19 protein-coding genes and 2 pseudogenes are annotated in these 22429 nt (G+C 60.1%); 13 read left to right on the top strand and 8 right to left on the bottom strand.

Annotated features, from left to right (window positions below):
* Positions 1–96: 96 nt before the first annotated feature.
* Entirely contained in the window at positions 97–966 is an 870-nt protein-coding gene (locus tag H8F21_RS18955) for a LysR family transcriptional regulator (RefSeq protein ID WP_136475593.1), read from the top strand.
* A 193-nt stretch (positions 967–1159) separates the two neighbouring features.
* Here the strand turns inward: H8F21_RS18955 and H8F21_RS18950 are convergent, their stop codons facing one another.
* Both H8F21_RS18950 and H8F21_RS18945 read right to left on the bottom strand, forming a co-directional pair.
* Positions 1160–2458, bottom strand: coding sequence for a Zn-dependent hydrolase (locus tag H8F21_RS18950; protein WP_203478582.1), 1299 nt, complete (start codon positions 2456–2458; stop codon positions 1160–1162).
* Positions 2459–2503: 45 nt separating this feature from the next.
* Positions 2504–3991, bottom strand: coding sequence for an NCS1 family nucleobase:cation symporter-1 (locus H8F21_RS18945; protein WP_203478584.1), 1488 nt, complete (start codon positions 3989–3991; stop codon positions 2504–2506).
* A gap of 325 nt (positions 3992–4316) precedes the next feature.
* On the opposite strand from H8F21_RS18945, the gene hydA reads away from it, so the two are divergent.
* The 3 genes from hydA (at position 4317) to preA (ending at position 8502) form a co-directional block, all read left to right on the top strand.
* The gene (gene hydA / locus H8F21_RS18940; RefSeq protein WP_203478586.1) at positions 4317–5762 is read left to right on the top strand and encodes a dihydropyrimidinase; all 1446 of its coding nucleotides are present in this window, start codon (positions 4317–4319) and stop codon (positions 5760–5762) included.
* A 98-nt stretch (positions 5763–5860) separates the two neighbouring features.
* Positions 5861–7228, top strand: coding sequence for an NAD(P)-dependent oxidoreductase (locus H8F21_RS18935; protein ID WP_203478587.1), 1368 nt, complete (start codon positions 5861–5863; stop codon positions 7226–7228).
* The gene (gene preA, locus H8F21_RS18930) at positions 7225–8502 is read left to right on the top strand and encodes an NAD-dependent dihydropyrimidine dehydrogenase subunit PreA (protein WP_203478645.1); all 1278 of its coding nucleotides are present in this window, start codon (positions 7225–7227) and stop codon (positions 8500–8502) included. The genes H8F21_RS18935 and preA overlap by 4 nt, the downstream gene beginning before the upstream one ends.
* 53 nt (positions 8503–8555) lie before the next feature.
* Here the strand turns inward: preA and H8F21_RS18925 are convergent, their stop codons facing one another.
* Complete coding sequence (locus tag H8F21_RS18925; RefSeq protein WP_203478589.1) at positions 8556–9185, bottom strand: LysE family translocator; 630 nt, start codon at positions 9183–9185, stop codon at positions 8556–8558.
* 142 nt (positions 9186–9327) lie between these two features.
* Between H8F21_RS18925 and H8F21_RS18920 the strand changes: the two genes are divergently transcribed.
* A complete protein-coding gene (locus H8F21_RS18920) occupies positions 9328–9702 on the top strand; it encodes a DUF2784 domain-containing protein (protein WP_203478646.1) in 375 nt (124 codons plus the stop codon).
* Positions 9703–9712: 10 nt separating this feature from the next.
* Here H8F21_RS18920 and H8F21_RS18915 read toward each other — a convergent pair whose 3' ends face one another.
* Positions 9713–10333, bottom strand: coding sequence for a TetR/AcrR family transcriptional regulator (locus H8F21_RS18915; protein ID WP_136475587.1), 621 nt, complete (start codon positions 10331–10333; stop codon positions 9713–9715).
* 158 nt (positions 10334–10491) lie between these two features.
* Between H8F21_RS18915 and dkgB the strand changes: the two genes are divergently transcribed.
* The gene (dkgB, locus tag H8F21_RS18910) at positions 10492–11295 is read left to right on the top strand and encodes a 2,5-didehydrogluconate reductase DkgB (protein WP_203478590.1); all 804 of its coding nucleotides are present in this window, start codon (positions 10492–10494) and stop codon (positions 11293–11295) included.
* Here the strand turns inward: dkgB and H8F21_RS18905 are convergent.
* Entirely contained in the window at positions 11292–11534 is a 243-nt protein-coding gene (locus H8F21_RS18905; protein ID WP_203478591.1) for a DUF2790 domain-containing protein, read from the bottom strand. The genes dkgB and H8F21_RS18905 overlap by 4 nt on opposite strands.
* A gap of 164 nt (positions 11535–11698) precedes the next feature.
* Between H8F21_RS18905 and pdxR the strand changes: the two genes are divergently transcribed.
* Positions 11699–13129: a MocR-like pyridoxine biosynthesis transcription factor PdxR gene (pdxR, locus tag H8F21_RS18900; RefSeq protein ID WP_203478592.1), complete on the top strand. Its 1431-nt coding sequence runs from the start codon at positions 11699–11701 to the stop codon at positions 13127–13129.
* A gap of 102 nt (positions 13130–13231) precedes the next feature.
* On the top strand, positions 13232–13669 hold the full coding sequence (locus H8F21_RS18895) for a carboxymuconolactone decarboxylase family protein (protein WP_203478593.1): 438 nt from the start codon (positions 13232–13234) through the stop codon (positions 13667–13669).
* A gap of 80 nt (positions 13670–13749) precedes the next feature.
* Here the strand turns inward: H8F21_RS18895 and H8F21_RS18890 are convergent, their stop codons facing one another.
* The 3 genes from H8F21_RS18890 to H8F21_RS18880 form a co-directional block, all read right to left on the bottom strand.
* Positions 13750–15180 carry a short-chain fatty acid transporter gene (locus tag H8F21_RS18890; RefSeq protein ID WP_203478594.1) on the bottom strand — a complete coding sequence of 477 codons (1431 nt, stop codon included), beginning with the start codon at positions 15178–15180 and terminating at the stop codon, positions 13750–13752.
* 142 nt (positions 15181–15322) lie between these two features.
* The gene (locus H8F21_RS18885) at positions 15323–15979 is read right to left on the bottom strand and encodes a CoA transferase subunit B (RefSeq protein WP_136475581.1); all 657 of its coding nucleotides are present in this window, start codon (positions 15977–15979) and stop codon (positions 15323–15325) included.
* Between the two features lie 36 nt (positions 15980–16015).
* Positions 16016–16714, bottom strand: coding sequence for a CoA transferase subunit A (locus tag H8F21_RS18880; protein ID WP_136475580.1), 699 nt, complete (start codon positions 16712–16714; stop codon positions 16016–16018).
* A 137-nt stretch (positions 16715–16851) separates the two neighbouring features.
* Between H8F21_RS18880 and H8F21_RS18875 the strand changes: the two genes are divergently transcribed.
* The 5 genes and pseudogenes from H8F21_RS18875 to H8F21_RS30090 all read left to right on the top strand — a co-directional run.
* Complete coding sequence (locus H8F21_RS18875; RefSeq protein WP_136475579.1) at positions 16852–17757, top strand: LysR family transcriptional regulator; 906 nt, start codon at positions 16852–16854, stop codon at positions 17755–17757.
* The gene (locus tag H8F21_RS18870; protein WP_203478596.1) at positions 17745–18566 is read left to right on the top strand and encodes an aldo/keto reductase; all 822 of its coding nucleotides are present in this window, start codon (positions 17745–17747) and stop codon (positions 18564–18566) included. The genes H8F21_RS18875 and H8F21_RS18870 overlap by 13 nt, the downstream gene beginning before the upstream one ends.
* Positions 18567–18867: 301 nt before the next feature.
* Positions 18868–20223, top strand: a complete 1356-nt coding sequence (locus H8F21_RS18865) for an APC family permease (protein WP_203478598.1) — start codon at positions 18868–18870, stop codon at positions 20221–20223.
* Positions 20224–20291: 68 nt separating this feature from the next.
* Positions 20292–21512: pseudogene (locus tag H8F21_RS30095) on the top strand (PDC sensor domain-containing protein); the annotation flags it as partial.
* 390 nt (positions 21513–21902) lie between these two features.
* A pseudogene (locus H8F21_RS30090) lies at positions 21903–22418 on the top strand (methyl-accepting chemotaxis protein); the annotation flags it as partial.
* Between the last annotated feature and the right edge of the window lie 11 nt (positions 22419–22429).

Raw genomic sequence — 22429 nt, 5'->3', positions numbered from 1 at the left:
ATGGCGGGCTGAACGAGATAAAAACAATTACTGACTGATAAATAAAATCGATTTATCGTATTTCACTAATAAGCTCAGCTTGTAATAGGTGCTGCGATGTCGGTCTCCCATGCTCAGTTGAAAGCGTTTCATGCCGTTGCCCTGCACGGCAGCTTCACCCGCGCCGCCGAACGGTTGTTCCTCACCCAGCCGGCGATCTCCGATCAGGTGCGCAAACTTGAAGAACGCTTCGGTGTATTGCTGTTCAATCGCAACAAACGTTCGGTGCAACTGACCGACCTGGGCGAACGCCTGTTGGCGATCACCCAGCGCTTGTTTGTCTGCGAAGCCGAAGCCCACGAACTGCTCCAGGACTCTCGCGCCTTACAGACCGGAACCTTGGTCCTGGCCGTCGATGCGCCGGTGCATGTGCTGCCGCAAATTGCGCAGTTCTGTGAGCAGTACCCGGGCATCAGCGTCAAAATCGAGACCGGTAACACTGACGAGTCGCTACTGAGGCTATTCAATTATCAGGCCGACCTTGCCTTGCTTGGCCGAGATGTCGATGACGAACGCCTCCTCTGCGTACCGATGCGCAGCGACCCGATGGTGGCTTTCGTTTCACACAATCATCCCTGGGCCAGCCGTGGCTCGATCAGCCTGGCCGACCTCGATGACACGCCACTCGTGCTGCGCGAGCCGGGATCAGTGACCCGCCAGACCCTGGAAGAAGAAATGCAACGAGCGGGCCTGCGCATCCGCCCGGCGATCCAGGTAGAAGGCCGGGAAGCGGCGCGCGAAGCGGTAGTGGTGGGCATCGGCGTGGGCGTGGTATCAGCCGCCGAATTTGGTGCGGACGCGCGGGTTTGCGCCTTGCCGATCGTAGATTGCCAGCGCCGCCTCACCGAGACCCTCGTGTGCTTGCGCGAACAAAGCTCACGACGCCTGGTGGCAACCTTCCTGCAAATGGTGCGAGACAGCCTCTGACACCATCGCGCACCCATCTTCAAGCCGGCAAGGCCGGCTCCCGCAACAGTTGGAACCTGCTCTGGTGGGGCAAGCCCTTTGCTTACTTTGGGGCGACTGGCCAAAGTAAGGCACCGTAAGGGCGCAAAGGTGACTAAGCGCCACCATCGCAAATGGATCTACCCACAAATCCCACCGCCGCAGCCCTCAAAAATCAAGCCATCTTAAGCACGACCGCATCCCTGCCCCGAGCCACCGTCTCAGCCGCCACCAACATCGCCCGCAACAACACTGCACAACCATCAGCCAGATCCTGAGGTGCAGCGTTCTCGATTTCGTTGTGGCTGATCCCCCCCTCACAAGGCACAAAAATCATACCGGCCGGCCCCAGCTCAGCGAGAAAAATTGCATCGTGGCCAGCGCCGCTGACAATGTCCATGTGCGACAGACCTAGCCCCTGAGCCGCACTGCGCACCGCCTCGACACACTCCTGATTGAAATACAGCGGCGGAAAATCTGCCGTCGGCGTCAAGGTGAACTGCAGCCCATGTTGCGCACAGGTACTACTGATCACATCGCGCACCTGGGCAATCATCGACTCAAGACGTGGCGGCTCCAGGTGGCGAAAATCCAGGGTCATGCGCACTTCACCGGGAATGACATTGCGCGAACCCGGATAAGCCTGCAGGCAACCGACGGTCCCGCAGGCATGCGGCTGATGCTCAAGGGCCACTCGGTTCACCGCCGCCACCACCACACTGGCACCGACCAGGGCGTCCTTGCGCAGGTGCATAGGTGTCGGCCCGGCGTGGGCCTCGACACCGCGCAGCGTCAAGTCGAACCACTTCTGACCCAGCGCGCCGAGTACCACGCCAATGGTCTTGTGCTGGTCCTCCAGAATCGGCCCTTGCTCAATATGCGCCTCAAAATAGGCTCCCACAGGATGACCACTGACTGCCCTGGGCCCAGCATAGCCAATGGCCTTGAGCGCTTGGCCGACACTGATGCCTTCGGCGTCGACCTTGGCCAGGGTTTCTTCCAACGTGAACTTCTCGGCGAACACCCCCGACCCCATCATGCACGGGGCAAAGCGCGAGCCCTCCTCGTTGGTCCAGACCACCACCTCCAGCGGCGCCTCGGTTTCGATGTTCAAATCATTGAGGGTACGCACCACCTCAAGGCCAGCCAGCACGCCAAAGCAGCCGTCGAACTTGCCGCCAGTGGGCTGGGTATCAATATGGCTGCCGGTCATCACCGGTGGCAAGTGCGGGTTGCGCCCCGCACGGCGGGCGAAAATATTGCCGACGCCGTCGATGCTGACGGTGCAGCCTGCCTCCTCGGTCCACTTGATGAACAGGTCACGGGCCTGGCGGTCCAGGTCAGTCAGCGCCAGACGGCACACCCCACCCTTGACCGTAGCCCCGAGACGGGCAAGCTCCATCAGCGATTGCCACAAACGCTCGCCGTTGATGTGCCGATGGGTTGATTGCAAAACGTCCTGTGCTGTTTGCATGGTGTTCTCCTGCATCTGCTGCCGAACCTCTGCGGGCGATCGGCACTACACGGTGGGTTTGAGGTGAGTGGCACGCGCGCCCTTCAGTTGCCCGAGCCCGTAATAGATCAGCCCGCCAAGGGCGGAGCCGGTGAACCAGCCAAAATCGTAGAACCAGCTGAATGCCGTGCTCTGCAACGACAGCAGGGTCAAGGCAACCGGTACACCAAAGGCGATAAAGCCGCTCACGTTCCACGCCGGATAGACGTCATCGCGGTACAGACCGGCCAGGTCCAGGGTTTGCCTGCGGATCAGGAAGTAGTCCACCACCATGATGCCGGCGATCGGCCCGAGCAGGCTCGAATAGCCCAGCAGCCAATTGGAATAGACGCTTTCCAGGCTCACGTCGCTGACGATCCAGCCAAGTTTTTTCAGCAACTCATGCCCCATCAGCAACAGGCCGACCAGGCCGGTCAGGAGCACTGCCAGGGTCCGCCCGATCCACTTCGGCGCCAGGTTCTGAAAGTCGTTGGTTGGCGACACAATGTTCGCCGCAGTGTTGGTCGACAAGGTGGCGATGATGATCAGCGCCATGGCCAATGCCACCCACACCGGGCTCTGGATATGCCCGATCAGACTGACCGGATCAGACACCGTTTGCCCGACCAGCGATGCCGAGGCCGCAGTCAAGACCACACCGAGGGCAGCGAACAGGAACATGGTCAGCGGCAGGCCGAAAATCTGCCCGAGAATCTGGTCTTTCTGGCTTTTGGCGTAGCGACTGAAGTCTGGAATGTTCAGCGACAAGGTGGCCCAGAAACCGACCATGGCGGTGAGCCCGGCAAAAAAGTAGCCGTAAACACTGGCACCTTCCGCACGCTTGGGTGGCTGGGCCATAAGCTCGCTGATCGACACGTTGGGCAAGGCCCACACCAGCAGCCCGGCCCCCACCAGAACCAGCAGCGGTGCCGAGAGGGTTTCCAGCCATTTGATCGACTCGGCACCGCGCAGCACCACCCACAGGTTCAAGCACCAGAACAGCAGGAAGCCGATCACCTCGCCGGTACCACCAAGCGCCTTCCAGTCCGCCGACAACGTGCCAAGAAACAAGTGAATGGCCAAGCCACCGAACATGGTCTGAATGCCAAACCAGCCACAAGCCACCAGGGCGCGGATCAGACACGGTACGTTGGAGCCGATGATGCCGAAGGAGGAGCGCAGCAACACCGGAAAGGGAATGCCGTACTTGGTACCGGGAAAGGCATTGAGCGTAAGAGGGATCAGCACCACCGTGTTGGCCAGCAAAATGGCCAGTAGCGCTTCGCCCACCGTTAAGCCGAAGTACGCGGTGAGCACTCCACCGAGGGTGTAGGTCGGCACGCAAATCGACATACCCACCCACAGTGCGGTGATGTGCCATTTGTTCCAGGTGCGGTCCTGCACCTTGGTCGGCGCGATGTCGTGGTTGTATCGGGGGCTGTCGATGACGTCGCTGCCGGCGTCGAGTTCATACAAGCCATCACGTTCACGCACTTGCGATCTGGTCTGCTGCATGGCCGCTCCACTGTTTTTGTGTTTTTGGAGGTACTTGCACTGGCATACGGGCAATCACGGGTGCCCATGAGAAATCTTGACCATTTCCACAACCTGTCAAGAACGACAGGACCACTGGTCGTATTGTCAAGGCAGCGCAAAACCTAACAAATTCATATATTTCAATAAGTTGTAACGCGCATGAGCTTAAAAATTAATTATTTGCCCAATCCGACAACCGCTACTAGATTCAATTCCTGACAGCGATGACAGGTTTTGACCTACGCTGCTATGAGTACAAAACCTAGAGCCGGTATCAACCGGTCAAGCCTGCGAGGAGCATCTGATGACGCTTATGATTCGTGGCGCCACCCTGATTACCCATGAGGAAAGTTATCGTGCCGACGTGCTGTGTGCCGACAGTGTGATCAAGGCCATCGGCACCGACCTCGATATCCCCAACGGCTGCGAGATTCTCGACGGTAGCGGCCAGTACCTGATGCCTGGCGGCATCGACCCGCACACTCACATGCAATTGCCCTTCATGGGCACGGTGGCCAGCGAGGACTTCTACAGCGGCACCGCCGCAGGCCTTGCCGGCGGTACTACCTCGATCATCGACTTCGTCATTCCCAACCCACAGCAATCATTGCTCGAAGCCTTTCATCAGTGGCGCGGCTGGGCAGAGAAATCTGCTTCGGACTATGGCTTTCACGTAGCCATCACCTGGTGGAGTGACAAGGTGCGCGAGGAGATGGGCGAGCTGGTGAGCCAGCATGGGGTCAACAGCTTCAAGCACTTCATGGCCTACAAGAATGCCATCATGGCGGCCGACGACACCCTGGTCGCCAGCTTCGAACGTTGCCTGGAACTGGGCGCCGTGCCGACCGTGCATGCCGAGAACGGCGAACTGGTCTACCACCTGCAACGCAAACTGCTTGCCCAAGGCATCACCGGGCCCGAAGCACACCCGTTGTCGCGCCCCTCGCAAGTCGAGGGTGAGGCAGCCAGTCGCGCCATTCGCATTGCCGAAACCTTGGGTACTCCGGTGTACCTGGTTCACGTGTCGACCCGCGAAGCACTGGATGAAATCAGTTATGCCCGCGCCAAGGGCCAGCAAGTCTACGGCGAAGTACTGGCCGGGCACTTGCTACTCGACGACAGCGTTTACCAGCATTCTGACTGGCAGACCGCGGCGGGTTACGTGATGAGCCCGCCTTTCCGCCCGCGCAAGGAAGGCCATCAGGAAGCGCTGTGGGGTGGCCTGCAGTCAGGCAATCTGCACACCACCGCTACCGACCACTGCTGCTTTTGCGCCGAGCAGAAAGCCGCTGGCCGTGACGACTTCAGTCGAATCCCCAATGGCACCGCCGGTATCGAAGATCGAATGGCGGTGCTGTGGGACGAAGGTGTGAACAGTGGCCGATTGTCGATGCAGGACTTCGTCGCCCTGACGTCCACCAACACGGCAAAAATCTTCAACTTGTTCCCGCGCAAGGGCGCCCTGCGCGTCGGCGCCGATGCCGACCTGGTGCTCTGGGACCCGCAAGGCACTCGAACCATCTCGGCAGCGACCCATCATCAACAGGTCGACTTCAATATTTTCGAAGGCAAGACTGTTCGCGGCATCCCCAGCCACACCATCAGTCAGGGCAAGCTGGTCTGGGCCAACGGTGACCTACGTGCCGAGCGTGGCGCCGGGCGCTACATCGAACGCCCGGCGTATCCGGCGGTGTTCGATTTGCTGAACAGGCGTGCCGAGCATCAGCGACCGATTGCGGTCAAGCGCTGAAGTACTGAGTTCCTTGTACGCCGAGAACTGGTGGGAGCGAGCGCATTCGCTCCCACTGTAATCGGCGCAAGCAAAAATAAAAAAAAGAGGAAACCACCGTGATCGAGTCCCTCAACCACCTCCCGCGACCGTCCACTGACAACGCCAGCCTGGCCGAGCACTTCAGTGACCTGGCACCTGCGCTCAATGCCCGCCAGGCCGCAGTCGAGGCTTCCCGCTGCCTGTACTGCTACGACGCGCCTTGCGTCAACGCGTGTCCAAGCGACATCGACATTCCCTCATTCATCCGCAACATTCACCAGGAAAACGTACAGGGCGCAGCAGAGAAGATTCTCTCGGCCAATATCCTCGGCGGCAGTTGCGCCCGGGTCTGCCCGACCGAAATCCTCTGCCAGCAAGCCTGCGTGCGTAACCATCACCAGGAATGCGCGCCGGTACTGATCGGCCTGCTGCAACGCTATGCACTGGACCATGCCGAGTTCCAGGAACATCCCTTCCAGCGCGCTGCCAGCAGTGGCAAGCGCATCGCCGTGGTCGGCGCCGGGCCTGCCGGTTTGTCTTGCGCACATCGCCTGGCCTGGCACGGCCACGACGTGGTGATATTCGAAGCCCGGCCCAAGGCTGGCGGCCTGAATGAGTACGGGATTGCCAAATACAAAGTGGTCGATGACTTCGCCCAGCGCGAGGTGGACTTTGTTCTGCAGATTGGCGGCATTGAGATTCGTCATGGCCAAGTGCTGGGCGAAAACCTCAGTCTGGGCGAGCTGCAGCAACAATTCGATGCGGTATTCCTCGGTCTGGGTCTGGCCGCCAGTCGCCAATTGGGCCTGGCCGATGAAAATGCACCCGGCGTGCTGGCCGCTACCGACTATATCCGGGAGCTGCGCCAGGCCGACGACCTGAGCACCCTGCCCGTCGCTGACCGCTGCATCGTCCTCGGCGCCGGCAACACCGCCATCGACATGGCAGTACAAATGGCCCGCCTTGGTGCCCGTGACGTCAACCTGGTTTACCGCCGCGGCGTTGAGGACATGGGCGCCACCGAGCATGAACAACACATTGCCAAGGAGAACCAGGTACGCCTGCTGACCTGGGCCCAACCCGAGCAGGTGCTGCTCGACGATCAGGGTCGAGTGCGTGGCATGCGCTTTGCCCGCACCCGCTTGAGCGAAGGTCGCCTGCACACTACAGGGGAAACCTTCGAACTGGCTGCCGATGCCATTTTCAAAGCCATCGGCCAGACGTTCGACGACCACGCCTTGCGCGACAGCAGCGCCCAGGCGTTGGCCCGTGATGGCGAACGCATTCGCGTCGATGAGCACATGCGTACCAGCCTTTCCGGTGTTTACGCCGGAGGCGACTGTACCCACCTGGGCCAGGACCTTACCGTCCAGGCCGTGCAGCACGGCAAGGTGGCCGCCGAGGCCATCCATGCGCAACTGATGCTCAATGTGGAGGCTGCATAATGGCTGACCTATCGATCGAATTTGCCGGCATCAAGGCGCCCAACCCGTTCTGGCTGGCCTCCGCACCGCCTACCGACAAAGCCTATAACGTGGTCCGTGCCTACCAGGCCGGCTGGGGCGGCGTGGTCTGGAAAACCCTGGGTGAAGACCCGGCGGCGGTCAACGTGTCGTCGCGTTACTCGGCCCACTATGGGGTCAACCGCGAGGTCATGGGCATCAACAACATCGAGCTGATCACCGACCGCTCGCTGGAGATCAACCTGCGGGAAATCACCCAGGTCAAAAAGGACTGGCCTGACCGGGCACTGATCGTGTCGTTGATGGTGCCTTGCGAGGAAGCGTCATGGAAAGCCATTCTGCCGCTGGTGGAAGCCACCGGCGCCGACGGCATCGAACTGAACTTCGGCTGCCCGCACGGCATGCCTGAACGTGGCATGGGGGCGGCAGTTGGGCAAGTGCCTGAATATGTCGAGCAAGTCACGCGGTGGTGCAAGATGCACTGCTCGCTGCCGGTGATCGTCAAACTTACGCCCAACATCACCGACATCCGTCAGTCTGCCCGCGCAGCCCATCGTGGCGGTGCCGACGCGGTGTCGCTGATCAACACCATCAATTCGATTACCAGTGTCGACCTCGAACGCATGGTCGCCCTGCCCATTGTCGGAGACATGAGCACCCACGGCGGCTACTGCGGCTCGGCGGTCAAACCGATTGCCCTGAACATGGTCGCCGAGATTGCCCGTGACCCGGCGACACGCGGCCTGCCGATCTGTGGCATCGGCGGAATTGGCAGTTGGCGCGATGCGGCCGAGTTCATCGCCCTGGGATGCGGCGCCGTACAAGTCTGCACGGCAGCGATGCTGCACGGCTTTCGCATCGTCGAAGACATGAAGGACGGCCTCTCGCGCTGGATGGACAGCCAAGGCTATCGCAGCCTGCAAGAATTCAGCGGTCGTGCCGTCGGTCACACCACCGACTGGAAGTTCCTGGATATCAACTATCAGGTCATCGCCAAAATCGATCAGGATGCCTGCATTGGTTGCGGCCGCTGTCACATCGCCTGTGAGGATACCTCGCACCAAGCCATCGCCAGCCTGCGCCAAGCCGATGGCAGTCATCGCTACGAGGTGATCGACGCCGAATGCGTGGGCTGCAACCTGTGCCAGATCACCTGCCCGGTCCAGGACTGTATCGAGATGGTGCCGCAGGACACCGGCAAGCCGTTCCTCGACTGGCAGCATGACCCGCGCAACCCTTACCGCGAAGCCTCCTGAGCCTTTGCATGAACAACAAGGGAGGACCAATGATCCTCCCTTGTTGTTTGGGCTCAATGCATGTCACTGCGCCGATACAGGCTCAAGCCTACGGCCAACGCTGCCAGCATTCCGGCGCAACTGCGGTTGATCCACTGCATGGTGCGGGCCGAGAAACGCCGCATGGCATGCCGGCCGCCGTAGGCATAGACCGCCATCATCACACCGTCCAGGGCTGCACTGGTGATCGCCAGCACCAGGTATTGCTCGGCTACCGGCTGATCCGGGCGGATGAACTGTGGTAGGAAAGCGGAAAAAAACAACAGCCCCTTGGGGTTGGACAAACCAACGAACAACGCCCGCAGAAAGGCCGAACGGCCAGTGGCGCCGGCATTCATTGGCACACGCTCGAGCGCATTGCTTGGCGCACGCCACAACACCCAGGCCAGGTACAGCAAGTATGCGGCCCCCACCCACTTGACCAGGCTGAACAACTGCTCCGATGCTTGCAGCAGCGCCCCGAGGCCGCAGCCAACGGCAGCAATCAGGATCAAGTCGGAAAGCATCGCCCCGGCCATGCCAAAGCCGGCCACGCGCATGCCGTGGCTGGCGCCATTGTTGAGCGCCAGGAGCATGGCCGGGCCCGGGGTGATCATCACCGCACTGGCGGCAACAACGTAGAGCAACAATGTGGAAGCGTCCATGGCGGTTTTCGCAGGCAGAAAAACGCCAGAATGCCTGTTCGATGCGGTCAGGACAACACCTGTTATCGGCCTGCAGCAGACTTCAACACTTTGCCTTTATCATGGGGTGAACAAGGAATATCAACCCACGGAAGCGATTGTCATGCTGTACCGCCTGAGCGCCGATGGTCTGGTGCTGTTTCACCTGCTGTTCATTTTGTTCGTGCTGTTTGGCGGCTTACTGGCGCTGAAATGGCGTGGTGTGCTGTGGTGGCATCTACCCGCCGTGTGCTGGGGCATTGCCGTGGAATTTTTGCACCTGTTCTGCCCGCTGACCGATTGGGAGAACCGCCTGCGCCAGGCCGCTGGCCAGGCCGGCTATGAGGGCGGGTTCGTCGAGCATTACATCCTGCCGGTCATCTACCCTGCCGGGCTTACCCCGGGCATCCAGATCCTGCTGGGCTCGGTGGTGGTGCTGGTTAATGTAGTAGTCTATCTGCTGGTGATTCGCCGCTGGCCACGCCGTCAACTGACGTAGCCAGCAAGGCTTACGGCTCCAGGCCGATGCCGCGCAAAATGACGCTGGTGACCGTCTGCACCGCCCGTTCGAACTGCAGTTCGGTCAGCGGCTGGTGGTCATTGAGCAAGCCCACCTGGTGGCTGAAGTCGGCATAGTGCTGGGTCGAAGCCCAGATCATGTACAGCAGCCCGGAAGGCTCCACCGCGATGATGCGACCGTCGTCGATCCACTGACGAATCTTCGCCTCTTTCATCTTCGCCCAGTCATACAGCGGATCGTCCAGTGCCGCGCCCAGGTTGGGCGCGCCGTGGATGATTTCGTTGGCCCAGACCTTGGAGCCAAAAGGACGGGTGCGCGAATGGTTCATTTTGGCGCGGATATAGCTGCTGAGCACAATGCGCGGATCATCATAAAGTTCGAAGCACAGTGCATCCTGCTTCCACACTTCCAGCAGGCCGAACAGCACGGCCTGGTACAACTCGGCCTTGGTGCTGAAGTAATAGTGCACATTGCTGCGTGGCAACTGCGCCGCTTCGGCGATATCGGCCATGGCGGTACCTGCGAAGCCTTTTTCAGCAAAGACCTGCTCGGCCGCCAGCAGGATGTTATCGACATTGCGTTGGCGAATGCTGAGCTTGTGTCGGGTCATGACCAGATCCATTGCGACTGACACTGCAAGGCTAACATCAGTACTGCAGATTCGTGCGTCACCGGCAAAAAAGTTGTGTCGACGCAGGGATTTTTCTCGTGGTCGGCAGTCGCAATACTGCACACCTCTTATCAGCAGCCCTCCCCAGGAGCCCTTTCATGTCCATTCCTCTTCTTGGCCTCGGTACGTTCCGCCTCAAGGACCAGATCGTTATCGACTCGGTCACCCAGGCGCTGGAGCTCGGCTATCGAGCGATCGACACTGCCCAGATCTATGGCAACGAAGCTGAGGTCGGCACCGCCATCGCTGCCAGCGGCGTAGCGCGTGAACAGTTGTTCTTGACCAGTAAGATCTGGACCGACAACCTCGGCGCCGACAAGCTGATTCCGAGCCTTAAGGAAAGCCTACAGAAGCTCAAGACCGACTACCTGGACCTGACCCTGATTCACTGGCCTTCCCCCAAGGGCGCCGTGGCGGTCAGTGAGTTCATGGGCGCATTGGCCGAGGCCAAAACCCTGGGCCTGACCCGCCAGATCGGTGTTTCCAACTTCACCATCGACCTACTGCGCCAAGCCATCGAGGTGGTCGGTAAAGACGCCATCGCCACCAACCAGATTGAACTGCACCCTTATCTGCAGAACCGCAAACTGGTCGAGTTCATGGCAAGCCAGGGCATCGCTGTGACCTCGTACATGACCCTGGGCTATGGCAAAGTCCTGCAAGACCCGGTCATCCAGGCCATTGCCAGCCAACACCAAGCCACCCCGGCGCAAGTCACCCTGGCCTGGGCCATGCAGTTGGGCTATGCGGTAATCCCGTCCTCGACCCGTCGCGAGAACCTGGCGAGCAATCTCAAGGCGGCCGAGCTTAAGCTCAGCAGCGATGAAATGGCGCAAATCGCCGCCCTCGATAACGGCCTGCGCCTGACCAATCCCGAAAGCCTGGCGCCTGCCTGGGATTAGTCGTGATCGCTACACGCCTGCGCCAGCTTCAGGTAGCGCAAGGTATGTTGCTGGCCGGCAGAGTCGAGATAGACCATGCTGGCCTGCACCACATCACAGAGCTCGGTGTCCGGCTCGTTCATGCTCACTACACGGGCAATATCCAATGGCATGCCGTACTGATAGACAGCGGTTGATTCAGAAGCCTGGGCGCTGGCAGTAAGCAGCAGGCCCAGGCACAACAGAGTTCGCAGGTACATGGCGACGCTCCTGTAGGGCAAGAGGTTCGCCGAAACGCCGCAGAACCCCGACCTTTAAAGTGTGGCGCGCCCGCGCCCAAACGTCGCGCCAGGGGATCAACGGCAAGGGCTGGGCAGATCGGCTAATCTGCACGCCTGACAATCGCCTGCGGAACGGCCCCAGCATGGAACTCCATATCAGCCTGCACGGCAGCAAAGGCCTGGCCGAACAGCTCTACCAGCAATTGCGCGAAGGTATCGACAGTGGGCGCCTGGCGCCCGGCACGCAGTTGCCGCCGACGCGGCTGCTTGCCGAGCAATTGGGGGTGTCGCGCAAGACCGTGGCCGACGCCTATTCGCGCCTTACCTATGACAACCTGCTCAGCGGCAAGGTTGGCAAGGGCACTTTCATTACCCCCAGCGCACCGCGTTTACCCCCAGCGCCCGCAGCCCTGCCCCTGGCCAGCGCCGCAACGTTGGAAAAATGGCGCTCACGCGCCCACCTGCTGGCAGACCTTGCACCCAGTACCTGCCGTTACGACTTCATGGGTGGGGCGTCGAGCAAGACCCAGTTTCCATTCGATGACTGGCGTCGTTGCAACCAGTACGCGCTGCGCCAGATACGCCGCGGCAGTGCGCGCTATGGCGCCCATCAAGGCTTGCCGGAACTGCGTGAAGCCATCGCCCGACACATCGCCTTTGCCCGCGGAGTGCGTTGCGACAGCGCCGATGTGCTGGTTTGCAACGGTGCCCAGCAAGCGCTGGATCTGATTGCCCGAATCCTGATCGAGCCGGGTTGCAAGGTGGCCATGGAAGACCCCGGGTACACCCCGGCACGCCAGTTGTTCCTGTCCCAGGGCGCGCACCTGCAGTATGTGCCGGTAGACGACCAGGGCCTGTGTGTCGAGCACATTGCTGAAGGCACGCGGCTGATCTACGTTACGCCCTCGCATCAGTTTCCATTGGGCATGCCCATGGGCCTGGCACGTCGCCAAGCCTTGCTGGAGCGCGCGGCGGCACTGGGCGCAATAATTATCGAGGACGACTACGACAGTGAGTTCCGCTACGAAGGACGACCCACTGACGCACTGCAGAGCATGGACCGACATGGCCTGGTGGCGTATGTCGGGACCTTCTCGAAAACCTTGTTGCCCGAGCTGCGCCTGGGTTACACCATCGTCCCGCAAGCCCTGCGCGAAGCCATCTGCATTGCCAAACAATTGACCGACTGGCACACGCCGACCTTGAGCCAGTGGGCGCTGGCCAGTTTTATCAACGAAGGCTCGTTACTCAAACACATCCGCCGCGTACATGAGGTGTACGCCGCCCGCCGCCAGCGAATCCTGCAACGCCTGCACGGCGATCTGGCGCCTTGGTTCGAGCTGATACCGGCTACCGCTGGCTATCATCTAAGCGCACTGGCCAAGCATGACCTGGACGTGGAGTTTATGATCAGTATGGCGCGCAAGGTCGAAGTTGGGCTGTATTCGTTGGCGCCCTTTCATGTTCAGGCACCGGTGCGCACGGGCCTGCTGTTGGGTTTCGGTGCCATCGAGCTGCTGGATATCGACCCGGCACTGGACCGGGTGCGTGACACCCTGCAGGCACTGGGCTGATTGGCCTCCTGATATTTGCCGCAATTGGCTATTCGAGCTGCGCCGTCTCAGCGCTAAGGTAGCGTCCATGCCGCCTGATGCGGACCTTACCGGAGAGAACCAATGAGCAATCGTATCGAATGGGCCAAACATTCACCGCAAGCCTACAAGGCCATGGTCGGCCTGGAAATGGCCCTGGGCAAGTCCGGCCTGGAAACCTCGCTGCTGGAGCTGATTCGCCTGCGTGCCTCGCAGATCAATGGCTGCGCCTACTGCGTCAACATGCATGCCAATGATGCACGCAAGGCTGGAGAAACCGAGGCGCGCCTGCAAACCCTCAGCGTGTGGGAAGAAACCGCTTACTTCACCCCGCGCGAACGTGCCGCCCTGGCCTGGACCGAAAGCCTGACCCGCCTGCCCGAGCTGCGCGCACCCGAGCAGCAGTACCGTGCCTTGCTCGAACACTTCAGCGAAGCCGAAGTGGCCAACCTGACCTTGGCCATCGCCACCATCAACGCCTGGAACCGCTTCGGCGTCGGCTTTGCAATGATTCCAGGCTGACGGCAGCCCACTGCCACCGGTTGAAACGCTGACGGCTCGAGACAGTCTTCGCAACCGGTAGCAGTGGCCAGCGACTGCGATTAGCCAGCCGGCGTCGGCATCACCGGTGGTGTGTACTGCAAAGTGGTGCCCAGGAACCACAACAGGAACAATACCAACGGGAAGTGAACCAGCAACTGCACGAACGAGAAACCGATCAGGTCGCGAGCCTTCAGGCCCAATACGCCAAGCAGCGGCAGCATGTAGAAGGGGTTGATCAGGTTCGGCAGCGCTTCAGCGGCGTTGTAGATCTGCACCGCCCAGCCCAGGTGGTATTGCAAGTCGTTGGCCACGAGCATCACGTACGGCGCTTCGATGATCCATTTTCCGCCACCGGACGGAATGAAGAAGCCCAGTACCGCCGAATACACGCCCATCAACACCGCGTAGGTATCGTGAGAGGCAATTTGCACGAAGAAGGTCGAGATGTGGTGGGCCAAGGTTTGCGCATCAACGCCCTGAACCTGGGTAAGGATCGCCGCAATCGAGCCATACAGCGGGAACTGGATCAACACCCCGGTGGTGGTCGGTACCGCGCGCGTCACTGCATCGAGGAAGCTGCGCGGGCGCCAGTGCAGCAAGGCACCGAGCATGATGAACAGCAGGTTGTAGGTGTTCAGCCCGGAGATGGCGGTTATCGCAGGCTTGGAGCTGAATTCGTTGTACAGCCACCCCGCCGCCAGCGCCACCAGCAACAGAATCAGAATCGGGCTGTACTCCAGCCATTCGCCCGGGCGAGTACGCTCAGGGGTTGGGGGTGCCGAGAAACTTGGGTCAACGCCACAGTCTTCAGCGCTACGAGCACTGCTCGGCCCTGGCGCCGTGGCATACGCCACCACCAGTGAAACCACCACCAGCGCCGCCAGCATCACACCCGACTGCCAGAGGAAAATGGTTTCGGTGAACGGGATCACCCCGGTGATTGCCAGGATCGAGGGCGGCAGGCTGGCCGGGTTGGCCTGCAACTGCGCTGCCGAAGAGGAAAGCCCCAGCGCCCACACCGCCCCCAAACCCAGGTAGGCGGCAGCACCGGCAGCACGGTAGTCCATGCGCAAGTCGGTACGACGCGCCAATGCCCGCACCAACAAGCCACCAAACACCAGCGACAGGCCCCAGTTGAGCAACGAGGCCAGCATCGAAATCAGCGCCACCCAGCACACTGCCGAGCGGCCGTTTTTCGGGATGCGCGCCAGACGGTCGATGAGTTTCACCGCAGGTGGCGAGCTGGCCACCACATAGCCGCCAATCACCACGAAGGCCATTTGCATGGTGAATGGAATCAAGCTCCAGAAACCGTCGCCAAAAGCCTTGGCGGTATCGGTGGGCTTGGCGCCCATTGCCAGGGCGGCGACAGAAACCAGTACCACTGCCAGGGCGGCGAACACCCAGGAATCGGGGAACCAGCGTTCAGCCCAGTTTGAACAGCGCAAGGCAAAGCGCGCAGAGCGGCTGTCTTGAATATCAGCGGCCACAGGGTATTCCTTTTGTTGGTTTTATCAGAACGACTGAAGGCCCTATCGCCGACAAAGCCGACTCCGACAGAAGAATGCGTGGTTCGTCTGTCGGAGCCGGCCTTGCCGGCGATAGAGCCTGCAAAAACGATGAAACGTCAGGTTAGAAAGTCATCTCTTTCACATCATCCGGCACGATCAACTTGCCGGCGGTTTTCTCGATGATTTCTTCAACCGTCACCCCAGGTGCGGTTTCGCGCAGGATGAATGCGCCGTTTTCGATTTCCAGGTAGGCAAGGTCAGTCAGTACCTTGCGGATGCAGCCCGCACCGGTCAGCGGCAAGCTGCAACGGGGTAGCAGCTTGGACTCGCCGTCCTTGGAAGCGTGGGTCATGGTGACGATGATGTTGTCGGCACCGGCCACCAGGTCCATAGCGCCGCCCATGCCCTTGACCAGCTTGCCGGGGATCATCCAGGAGGCGATGTTGCCTTCCACATCCACCTCAAACGCACCCAGCACGGTGAGGTCGACATGACCGCCGCGGATCATGGCGAAGGATTCGGCAGAGTTGAAAATCGATGCCCCGACACGCGCAGTCACGGTCTGTTTGCCGGCATTGATCATGTCGGCATCAAGCTGCGCTTCGGTCGGGAATTCGCCCATGCCCAGCAGGCCGTTTTCCGATTGCAGCATTACATCCATGTCCGCTGGGACGTAGTTGGCCACCAGGGTCGGGATGCCGATGCCAAGGTTGACGTAGAAGCCGTCCTGGAGTTCGCGGGCGACGCGCTGGGCCATTTGTTCGCGGGTAAGTGCCATGGTCAGTATCTCTTTGTTGTTCTGTTCGGGGACGGTTCAGGCTTTGAGGGTGCGTTTTTCGATACGCTTCTCGAAGGTGCCGACAATCACCCGGTCGACATAGATACCCGGGGTATGGATTTCAGTTGGCAGCAATACACCCGGCTCGACGATTTCCTCGACCTCGACCACGGTGATCTTGCCGGCAGTAGCGGCCAGCGGGTTGAAGTTCTGCGCGGTGTTGCGGTACACCACGTTGCCGTAGTGATCGGCCTTCCAGCCTTTGACGATGGCGAAGTCGCCAGTAATGGCTTCTTCAAGGATGTATTTGCGGCCATTGAATTCACGCACTTCCTTGCCTTCGGCAACGGGCGTGCCGTAGCCGGTAGCGGTGAAGAACGCCGGAATGCCGGCGCCGCCTGCGCGCATTTTTTCCGCCAGGGTGCCTTGCGGCGTCAACTCTACATCCAGCTCGCCGCTGAGCAGCTGGCGCTCGAACTCGGCGTTTTCGCCCACATAGGAGGCAACCATCTTGCGAATCTGATGGTCTTCAAGCAGTACGCCCAGGCCAAAGCCATCGACGCCGCAGTTGTTCGAGACCACGGTCAGGCCCTTGACGCCACGCCGCTTGATTTCGTTGATGAGGTTTTCCGGGATACCGCACAGACCGAAACCACCTGCCAGTACGGTCATGTTGTCGGTCAGGCCTTCAAGAGCCTGTTCATAGGTTGCTACGCGCTTGTCCAGTCCGGCCATGCTGATCCGCCTTTTGTAGTTGTTTAACCGACGGGGGTGTCGGCGAGCGTTTGTCCCATCTTCACCCCAACGAACTTATTTGTTAATTTTGTTTTTATGTTTGTTTGATTAATTTTTCAAAAGAATAGACCACACCAATGAACGTCAAGCAGTTGCGCGCCTTTGTCACTGTCGCCAAGTACCAGAGCTTTGCTCAGGCCGGCGAGCATCTGCACCTGTCACAACCGGCCTTGAGCCTGACCATCAAGGCCCTGGAAGACAACCTCGGTGGCGCCCTGTTCAGCCGTACCACTCGCAGCGTCAGCTTGACCCCCGAAGGTGACGTTCTGCTGCCTCTGGCGCGGCAACTGCTCGCTGATTGGGACAACACCGAAGAACTCCTGCGCCAGCGTTTCACCCTGCAATTGGGCCGTGTATCGATCGCCGCCATGCCGGCGTTTGCGGGCAACCTGTTGCCTGCGGTACTAAAGGTGTTTCGCCAACGTTATCCTCGGGTCAATGTCACGGTGCATGACGTCATCAACGAACAGGTGCTGGAACTGGTACGCCATCGGCGCGTCGAACTGGGCATCGGCATTGAACCCGAGTCTAGCGCACCCCTTCTGTTCAAGCCGTTGTACCTGGACCGCTTCGTCGCGGTGGTACCAACCGAATCCCCCCTGGCCCAGCAAGCGCAGGTGAGTTGGCGCGAACTGCTGGCCGAAGATTTCATTGCCTTGCAACGACCGTCGGCAGTGCGACTGCTGCTAGAACAACACCTGGCTGCCGAGCATGGCAAGCTGGCGGTGGCCTTCGAAAGTCATCAGCTCTCGACCATCGGCCGCATGGTTGCCAACGGCCTGGGCGTGAGTGCGGTGCCGGCCTTGTGCATCGGCCAGATGCAAGAGCTTGGCGCCCGCTGTGTGCCGCTGGTCGAGCCGATAATCGAGCGGCGCATTGGCGTCTCCCTGCTCGCCGACCATAAACTCTCGGCAGCAGCCCAGGCGCTGCTGGATGTACTACAGGAACAAACCCGTCCCCAGGAGGTGAAATGCGCACAGTGAAGCTTGCCGGCAAAGACGTTCCAGCCATCGGCCAAGGAACCTGGTACATGGGTGAAGACCCCCGCCAGCGCAGTCGCGAAGTGGCGGCGCTGCAGCACGGTATCGACCTGGGCCTGACGCTGATCGACAGCGCCGAAATGTATGCCGAAGGCGGCGCGGAGGAAGTCGTCGGCCAGGCCATTGCCGGGCGCCGCGACAAGGTGTTCGTGGTCAGCAAAGTGTACCCGCACAACGCCAGCCGCAACGGCGTTCCGGCGGCCTGCGAGCGTAGCCTGAAGCGCCTGGGCACCGATTTTATCGATCTTTATCTGCTGCACTGGCGCGGCCAGTACCCGCTGGAAGAAACCGTAGAAGCGTTCGAGCGTTTGCGGGAGGCGGGCAAGATTGGTCGTTGGGGGGTGTCGAACTTCGATGTTGACGACCTGCGCGAGTTGGGCAATTGCGACTGCGCTGTCAACCAGGTGCTTTACAACCCCAGTCAGCGCGGTATCGAGTTCGACTTGCTGCCCTGGAGCCAAAAGCGCCAGATGCCGACCATGGCCTACTGCCCTTTGGCCCAGGCCGGGCGTTTGCTCAAGCACCCTGCCCTGATCGAGATTGCCGAGCGCCACGGTGCCACGCCAGCACAGGTGAGCCTGGCCTGGGTTACGCGCCAAACGGGCATAATCGCCATTCCCAAGGCAGTTGAGCCTGAGCATGTACACCTGAATGCAGCGGCGGCCAACCTGAACCTGAGCAGTGAAGACTTGCGTGCCATCGATCGGGCCTTTCCAGCGCCAACACGCAAGCAGCACCTGGCGATGGTTTGAAGCAATAAAGCGCATCATCCCTGACCTGAGGCGACCTTGAGTCGCCTTGGGCAGAAAACCGATAATAATCGGTATCACTGCGGATGAAGTGTCGAATTTAATCGACAACAGAAAATACCAGCCTCCAGGCCAAAAGCCGCGCAATAGAGCTATTTGCCCACAGTTATCGGCAAAAAACCGATCACATCGGTACACATTTTGTCAGAATTTAATTGACACACCTCTCCCACACTTCTTATTTTCCCCCTCGCTTCACCACTCAAAATAATTCAAACAAAAATACGGGCAAGCGCCATCCATCATGCCAGTCTCTTCGTCTGCACCTTCACCTGATACCCAATTCAAAAAGACCTTGAAACTCTGGCAGGTGGTCATCATTGGCCTGGCCTACATCGCACCGATGACCGTTTTCGACACCTTCGGCATTGTTTCTGGCATCACCAGTGGACACGTCCCCAGCGCCTACGTGCTGGCCTTGCTTGGCATCCTCTTCACCGCCGTAAGCTACGGCGTACTGGTGCGTCGCTTTCCCGAATCCGGTTCGGCCTATACCTACACACGCCGCGCCATCAATCCTCATGTCGGCTTTCTGGTGGGCTGGTCGTCATTGCTCGACTATCTGCTGCTGCCCATGGTCAACGCCCTGCTGGCCAAACTCTACTTGTCGGTGATGTTCCCGGAAGTACCGGCCTGGGCTTGGGTGGTGGGGTTTGTGATGATCATGAGCCTGATCAACATCCGCAGTATCAACCTGGTAGCCAACTTCAACACCCTGTTCGTGGCCATCCAGGCCATCATCATCGGCGTATTCATCTACCTGACCGTGCGCGGCCTGCACAGCGGCGAAGGGTTGGGCACTACCTGGAGCCTGCTGCCGTTTGCCGCTGAGGACACCCATTTCAATGCCTTGGTCGCTGGCGCCACCATCCTGTGCTTCTCATTCCTGGGCTTCGACGCGGTCACCACGCTGTCCGAAGAAACCGAGAACGCCGAAAAGGTCATTCCGCGCGCTATTTTCCTGATTGCGCTGATCGGCGGCTTGGTGTTCATCATCGTCTCGTTTTACATCCAGTCGTTTTTCCCGACCATGGACCGCTTCCAGGATCACGAGGCCGCCTTGCCGGAAATCGCCCTGTATGTAGGCGGCAAGCTGTTCCAGTCGATCTTCATTTGCTGCACGTTCATCAACACCCTGGCTTCAGGCCTGGCCTCGCAAGCCAGCGTATCGCGCCTTTTGTATGTGATGGGTCGCGACAATGTCATCCCCCGCCGCTACTTCGGTCGCCTGCATGACAAGTGGAAAACCCCGGTCATCAACATTGCCATCGTCGGCTTCATTTCTCTGTCGGCGATATTCTTCGACCTGGTGACCGCGACTTCAGTGATCAACTTTGGCGCGTTGGTAGCCTTCAGTTTCGTCAATCTCTCGGTGATCGTGCACTGCTACCTGCGTGAAGGCTGCAACAAGACCCTGGGCGACAAATTCAAGTACCTGGTGGTGCCGACCATTGGCTTTTGCATCATTGCCATCCTCTGGCTGGACCTGGATGAGCACTCGCTATTGTTTGGCGGGGTCTGGGCAGCGCTGGGGGTTCTGTACCTGGCCTACCTGACCAAAGCCTTCAAGGTAGCGCCGCCCAGCTTCATTGCCGAATAACAAGAAATGGCCCGTCGACATCGACGGGCTTTTGCCGTTTAACGACCTGCCACTTCAAGGATGCCACCATGCTGCTGCGCCGCCTGCTCATTCAATGGAAGATCACCCTGCTCGCCGGCCTCTGCCTGCTGGCCATCGTGGTGTTGCTGATGGGGGCGGCTCTATTTCAATCCAGCCGCAGCGCTGCACTGGTCAATAGCGCCAATACCCAGATCCTCGATGAGAACGCCCGCCTGCGCATGCACACCTACGCCCAGTTGCAGGCCGCGCATATCCAGCGCTACTTCAAGGATACCTACCTGTATGGCAACGGCGTCTCGCACCTGATGATGGTGCTCAAGGCCCAGGGGCTCGACAACCTGCGCCAGGCGCTGACCCAGCAGGCGAAAACCGCACTGGCGGCCAATCCCGAGCTGCTTGGCCTGTACGTCGTGTTCCTGCCCAATGCCCTGGATGGCAACGATGGCGCCTTCGTTGACCAAGCCGAGGTCGGCAGCAATGAACGCGGCCGTTTTTCCCTCTACTGGTCACAGCCACGCCCCGGCGAACTGACGTCGGAGGCAATGCCTGAAGAGATGCTCGCCGACACCAGCCTTGGCGCCAACGGTTTCGCCTACAACCGCTGGCTGACATGCCCACTTGAAACCGGCGAAGCCTGTGTGATCGACCCCTATTTCGATACCGTTGGCGATCGCACGCCCCTGATGACCAGCATTGCCATTCCGCTCAAGCAAGACGGCAAGGTCATTGGCGTGATGGGCCTGGACATCAGCCTCGACAGCTTGCAGCAACTGAGCCTCGATGGGCGCCAGGAGCTGTTTGACGGCAACGGTCAGGTCAGCATTGTCAGCCCCGCCGGCCTGCTGGCTGGACACAGCAGCGACGGCAGTCAATTGAGCAAGAAAATCGACCAGGTATTCGGCCAACAGACCAGTGTCCTTGCCGCCCAGATGCGTGCAGGCAAAGCCGCAGAGTTGAAAGACAACGGTATGCTGCAGGTCAGCCAGCCATTTGCCCCGGTCCCCGGCGCGCAGCCTTGGAGTGTACTGCTCGAGGTGCCCGAGCAGATCCTTCAGGCCCCCGCACTGGCGCTCAACACTCGCCTGGATGCCGCCAACAACAGCGCCAACCTCAACAGCCTGCTAATGGCTCTCGCTGCCGCCATAGTGGGCCTGATCGTGATCTGGATGACCGCCCGAGGTGTAACCCGGCCGATTCTTAACGTTGCCGCCATGCTCAAGGATATTGCCAGCGGTGAAGGCGACCTCACCCGCCGTTTGAACTACCCGCGCCAGGACGAGCTGGGCGAACTGGTCGGTTGGTTCAATCGCTTTCTCGACAAGCTGCAACCAGTAATCGCCGACGTCAAAGCCTCGGTGCAGGATGCTCGCAGCACCGCCGACCAGTCGGCAGCCATCGCCAGCCAGACCAGCGCCGGCATGCAGCAGCAATACCGTGAAGTCGATCAGGTGGCCACGGCCTCACAGGAAATGAGCGCCACCGCCCAGGACGTTGCACGCAACGCAGCTCAAGCTGCCGAAGCGGCCCGCGGCGCCGACGTGGCTACTCGCGAAGGCCTGGAACTGATCCGTACCACCACCCATGCCATCGAGCAGCTTGCCGGTGAAATGAATGCCGGCATGGACGAGGTGCAGCAACTTGCCGACCGCAGCGAACAGATTGGTTCGGTGCTTGAAGTGATTCGCGCCATTGCCGACCAGACCAACCTGTTGGCTCTTAACGCCGCCATTGAAGCCGCGCGCGCGGGGGAAGCCGGCCGCGGTTTTGCCGTAGTTGCCGATGAAGTGCGCAACCTGGCGCGCCGCACCCAGGACTCGGTGGATGAGATTCGTCTGGTAATCGAGGGCCTGCAGCAAGGTACTCGCGAAGTAGTCGGTTCGATGCACAGCAGCCACCGCCAGGCCCAGGGCAGCGTCAGCCAGGCCGAACTGGCCGTGCCGGCGTTGCAGCGGATCAGCGATGCAGTGGCGGTGATTACTGATATGAACTTGCAGATAGCGTCTGCAGCCGAAGAACAGAGCGCCGTGGCTGAGGAAGTGAATCGCAACGTTGCCAGCATTCGTGACGTAACCGAGTCGCTCTCCGGACAGGCCGAGGAATCGGCGCAGATCAGCCAGGCGCTGAACCGCCTGGCCAATCACCAGCAGGGGCTGATGGCCACGTTCAAGGTGTAGCCAGCAGTCGT

It is taken from the genome of Pseudomonas arcuscaelestis, assembly GCF_016881005.1.
Classification (GTDB): Bacteria; Pseudomonadota; Gammaproteobacteria; order Pseudomonadales; family Pseudomonadaceae; genus Aquipseudomonas; species Aquipseudomonas arcuscaelestis.
Note: the sequence above shows the minus strand (reverse complement) of the source record. Positions and strands in the feature narration are given on the sequence as shown.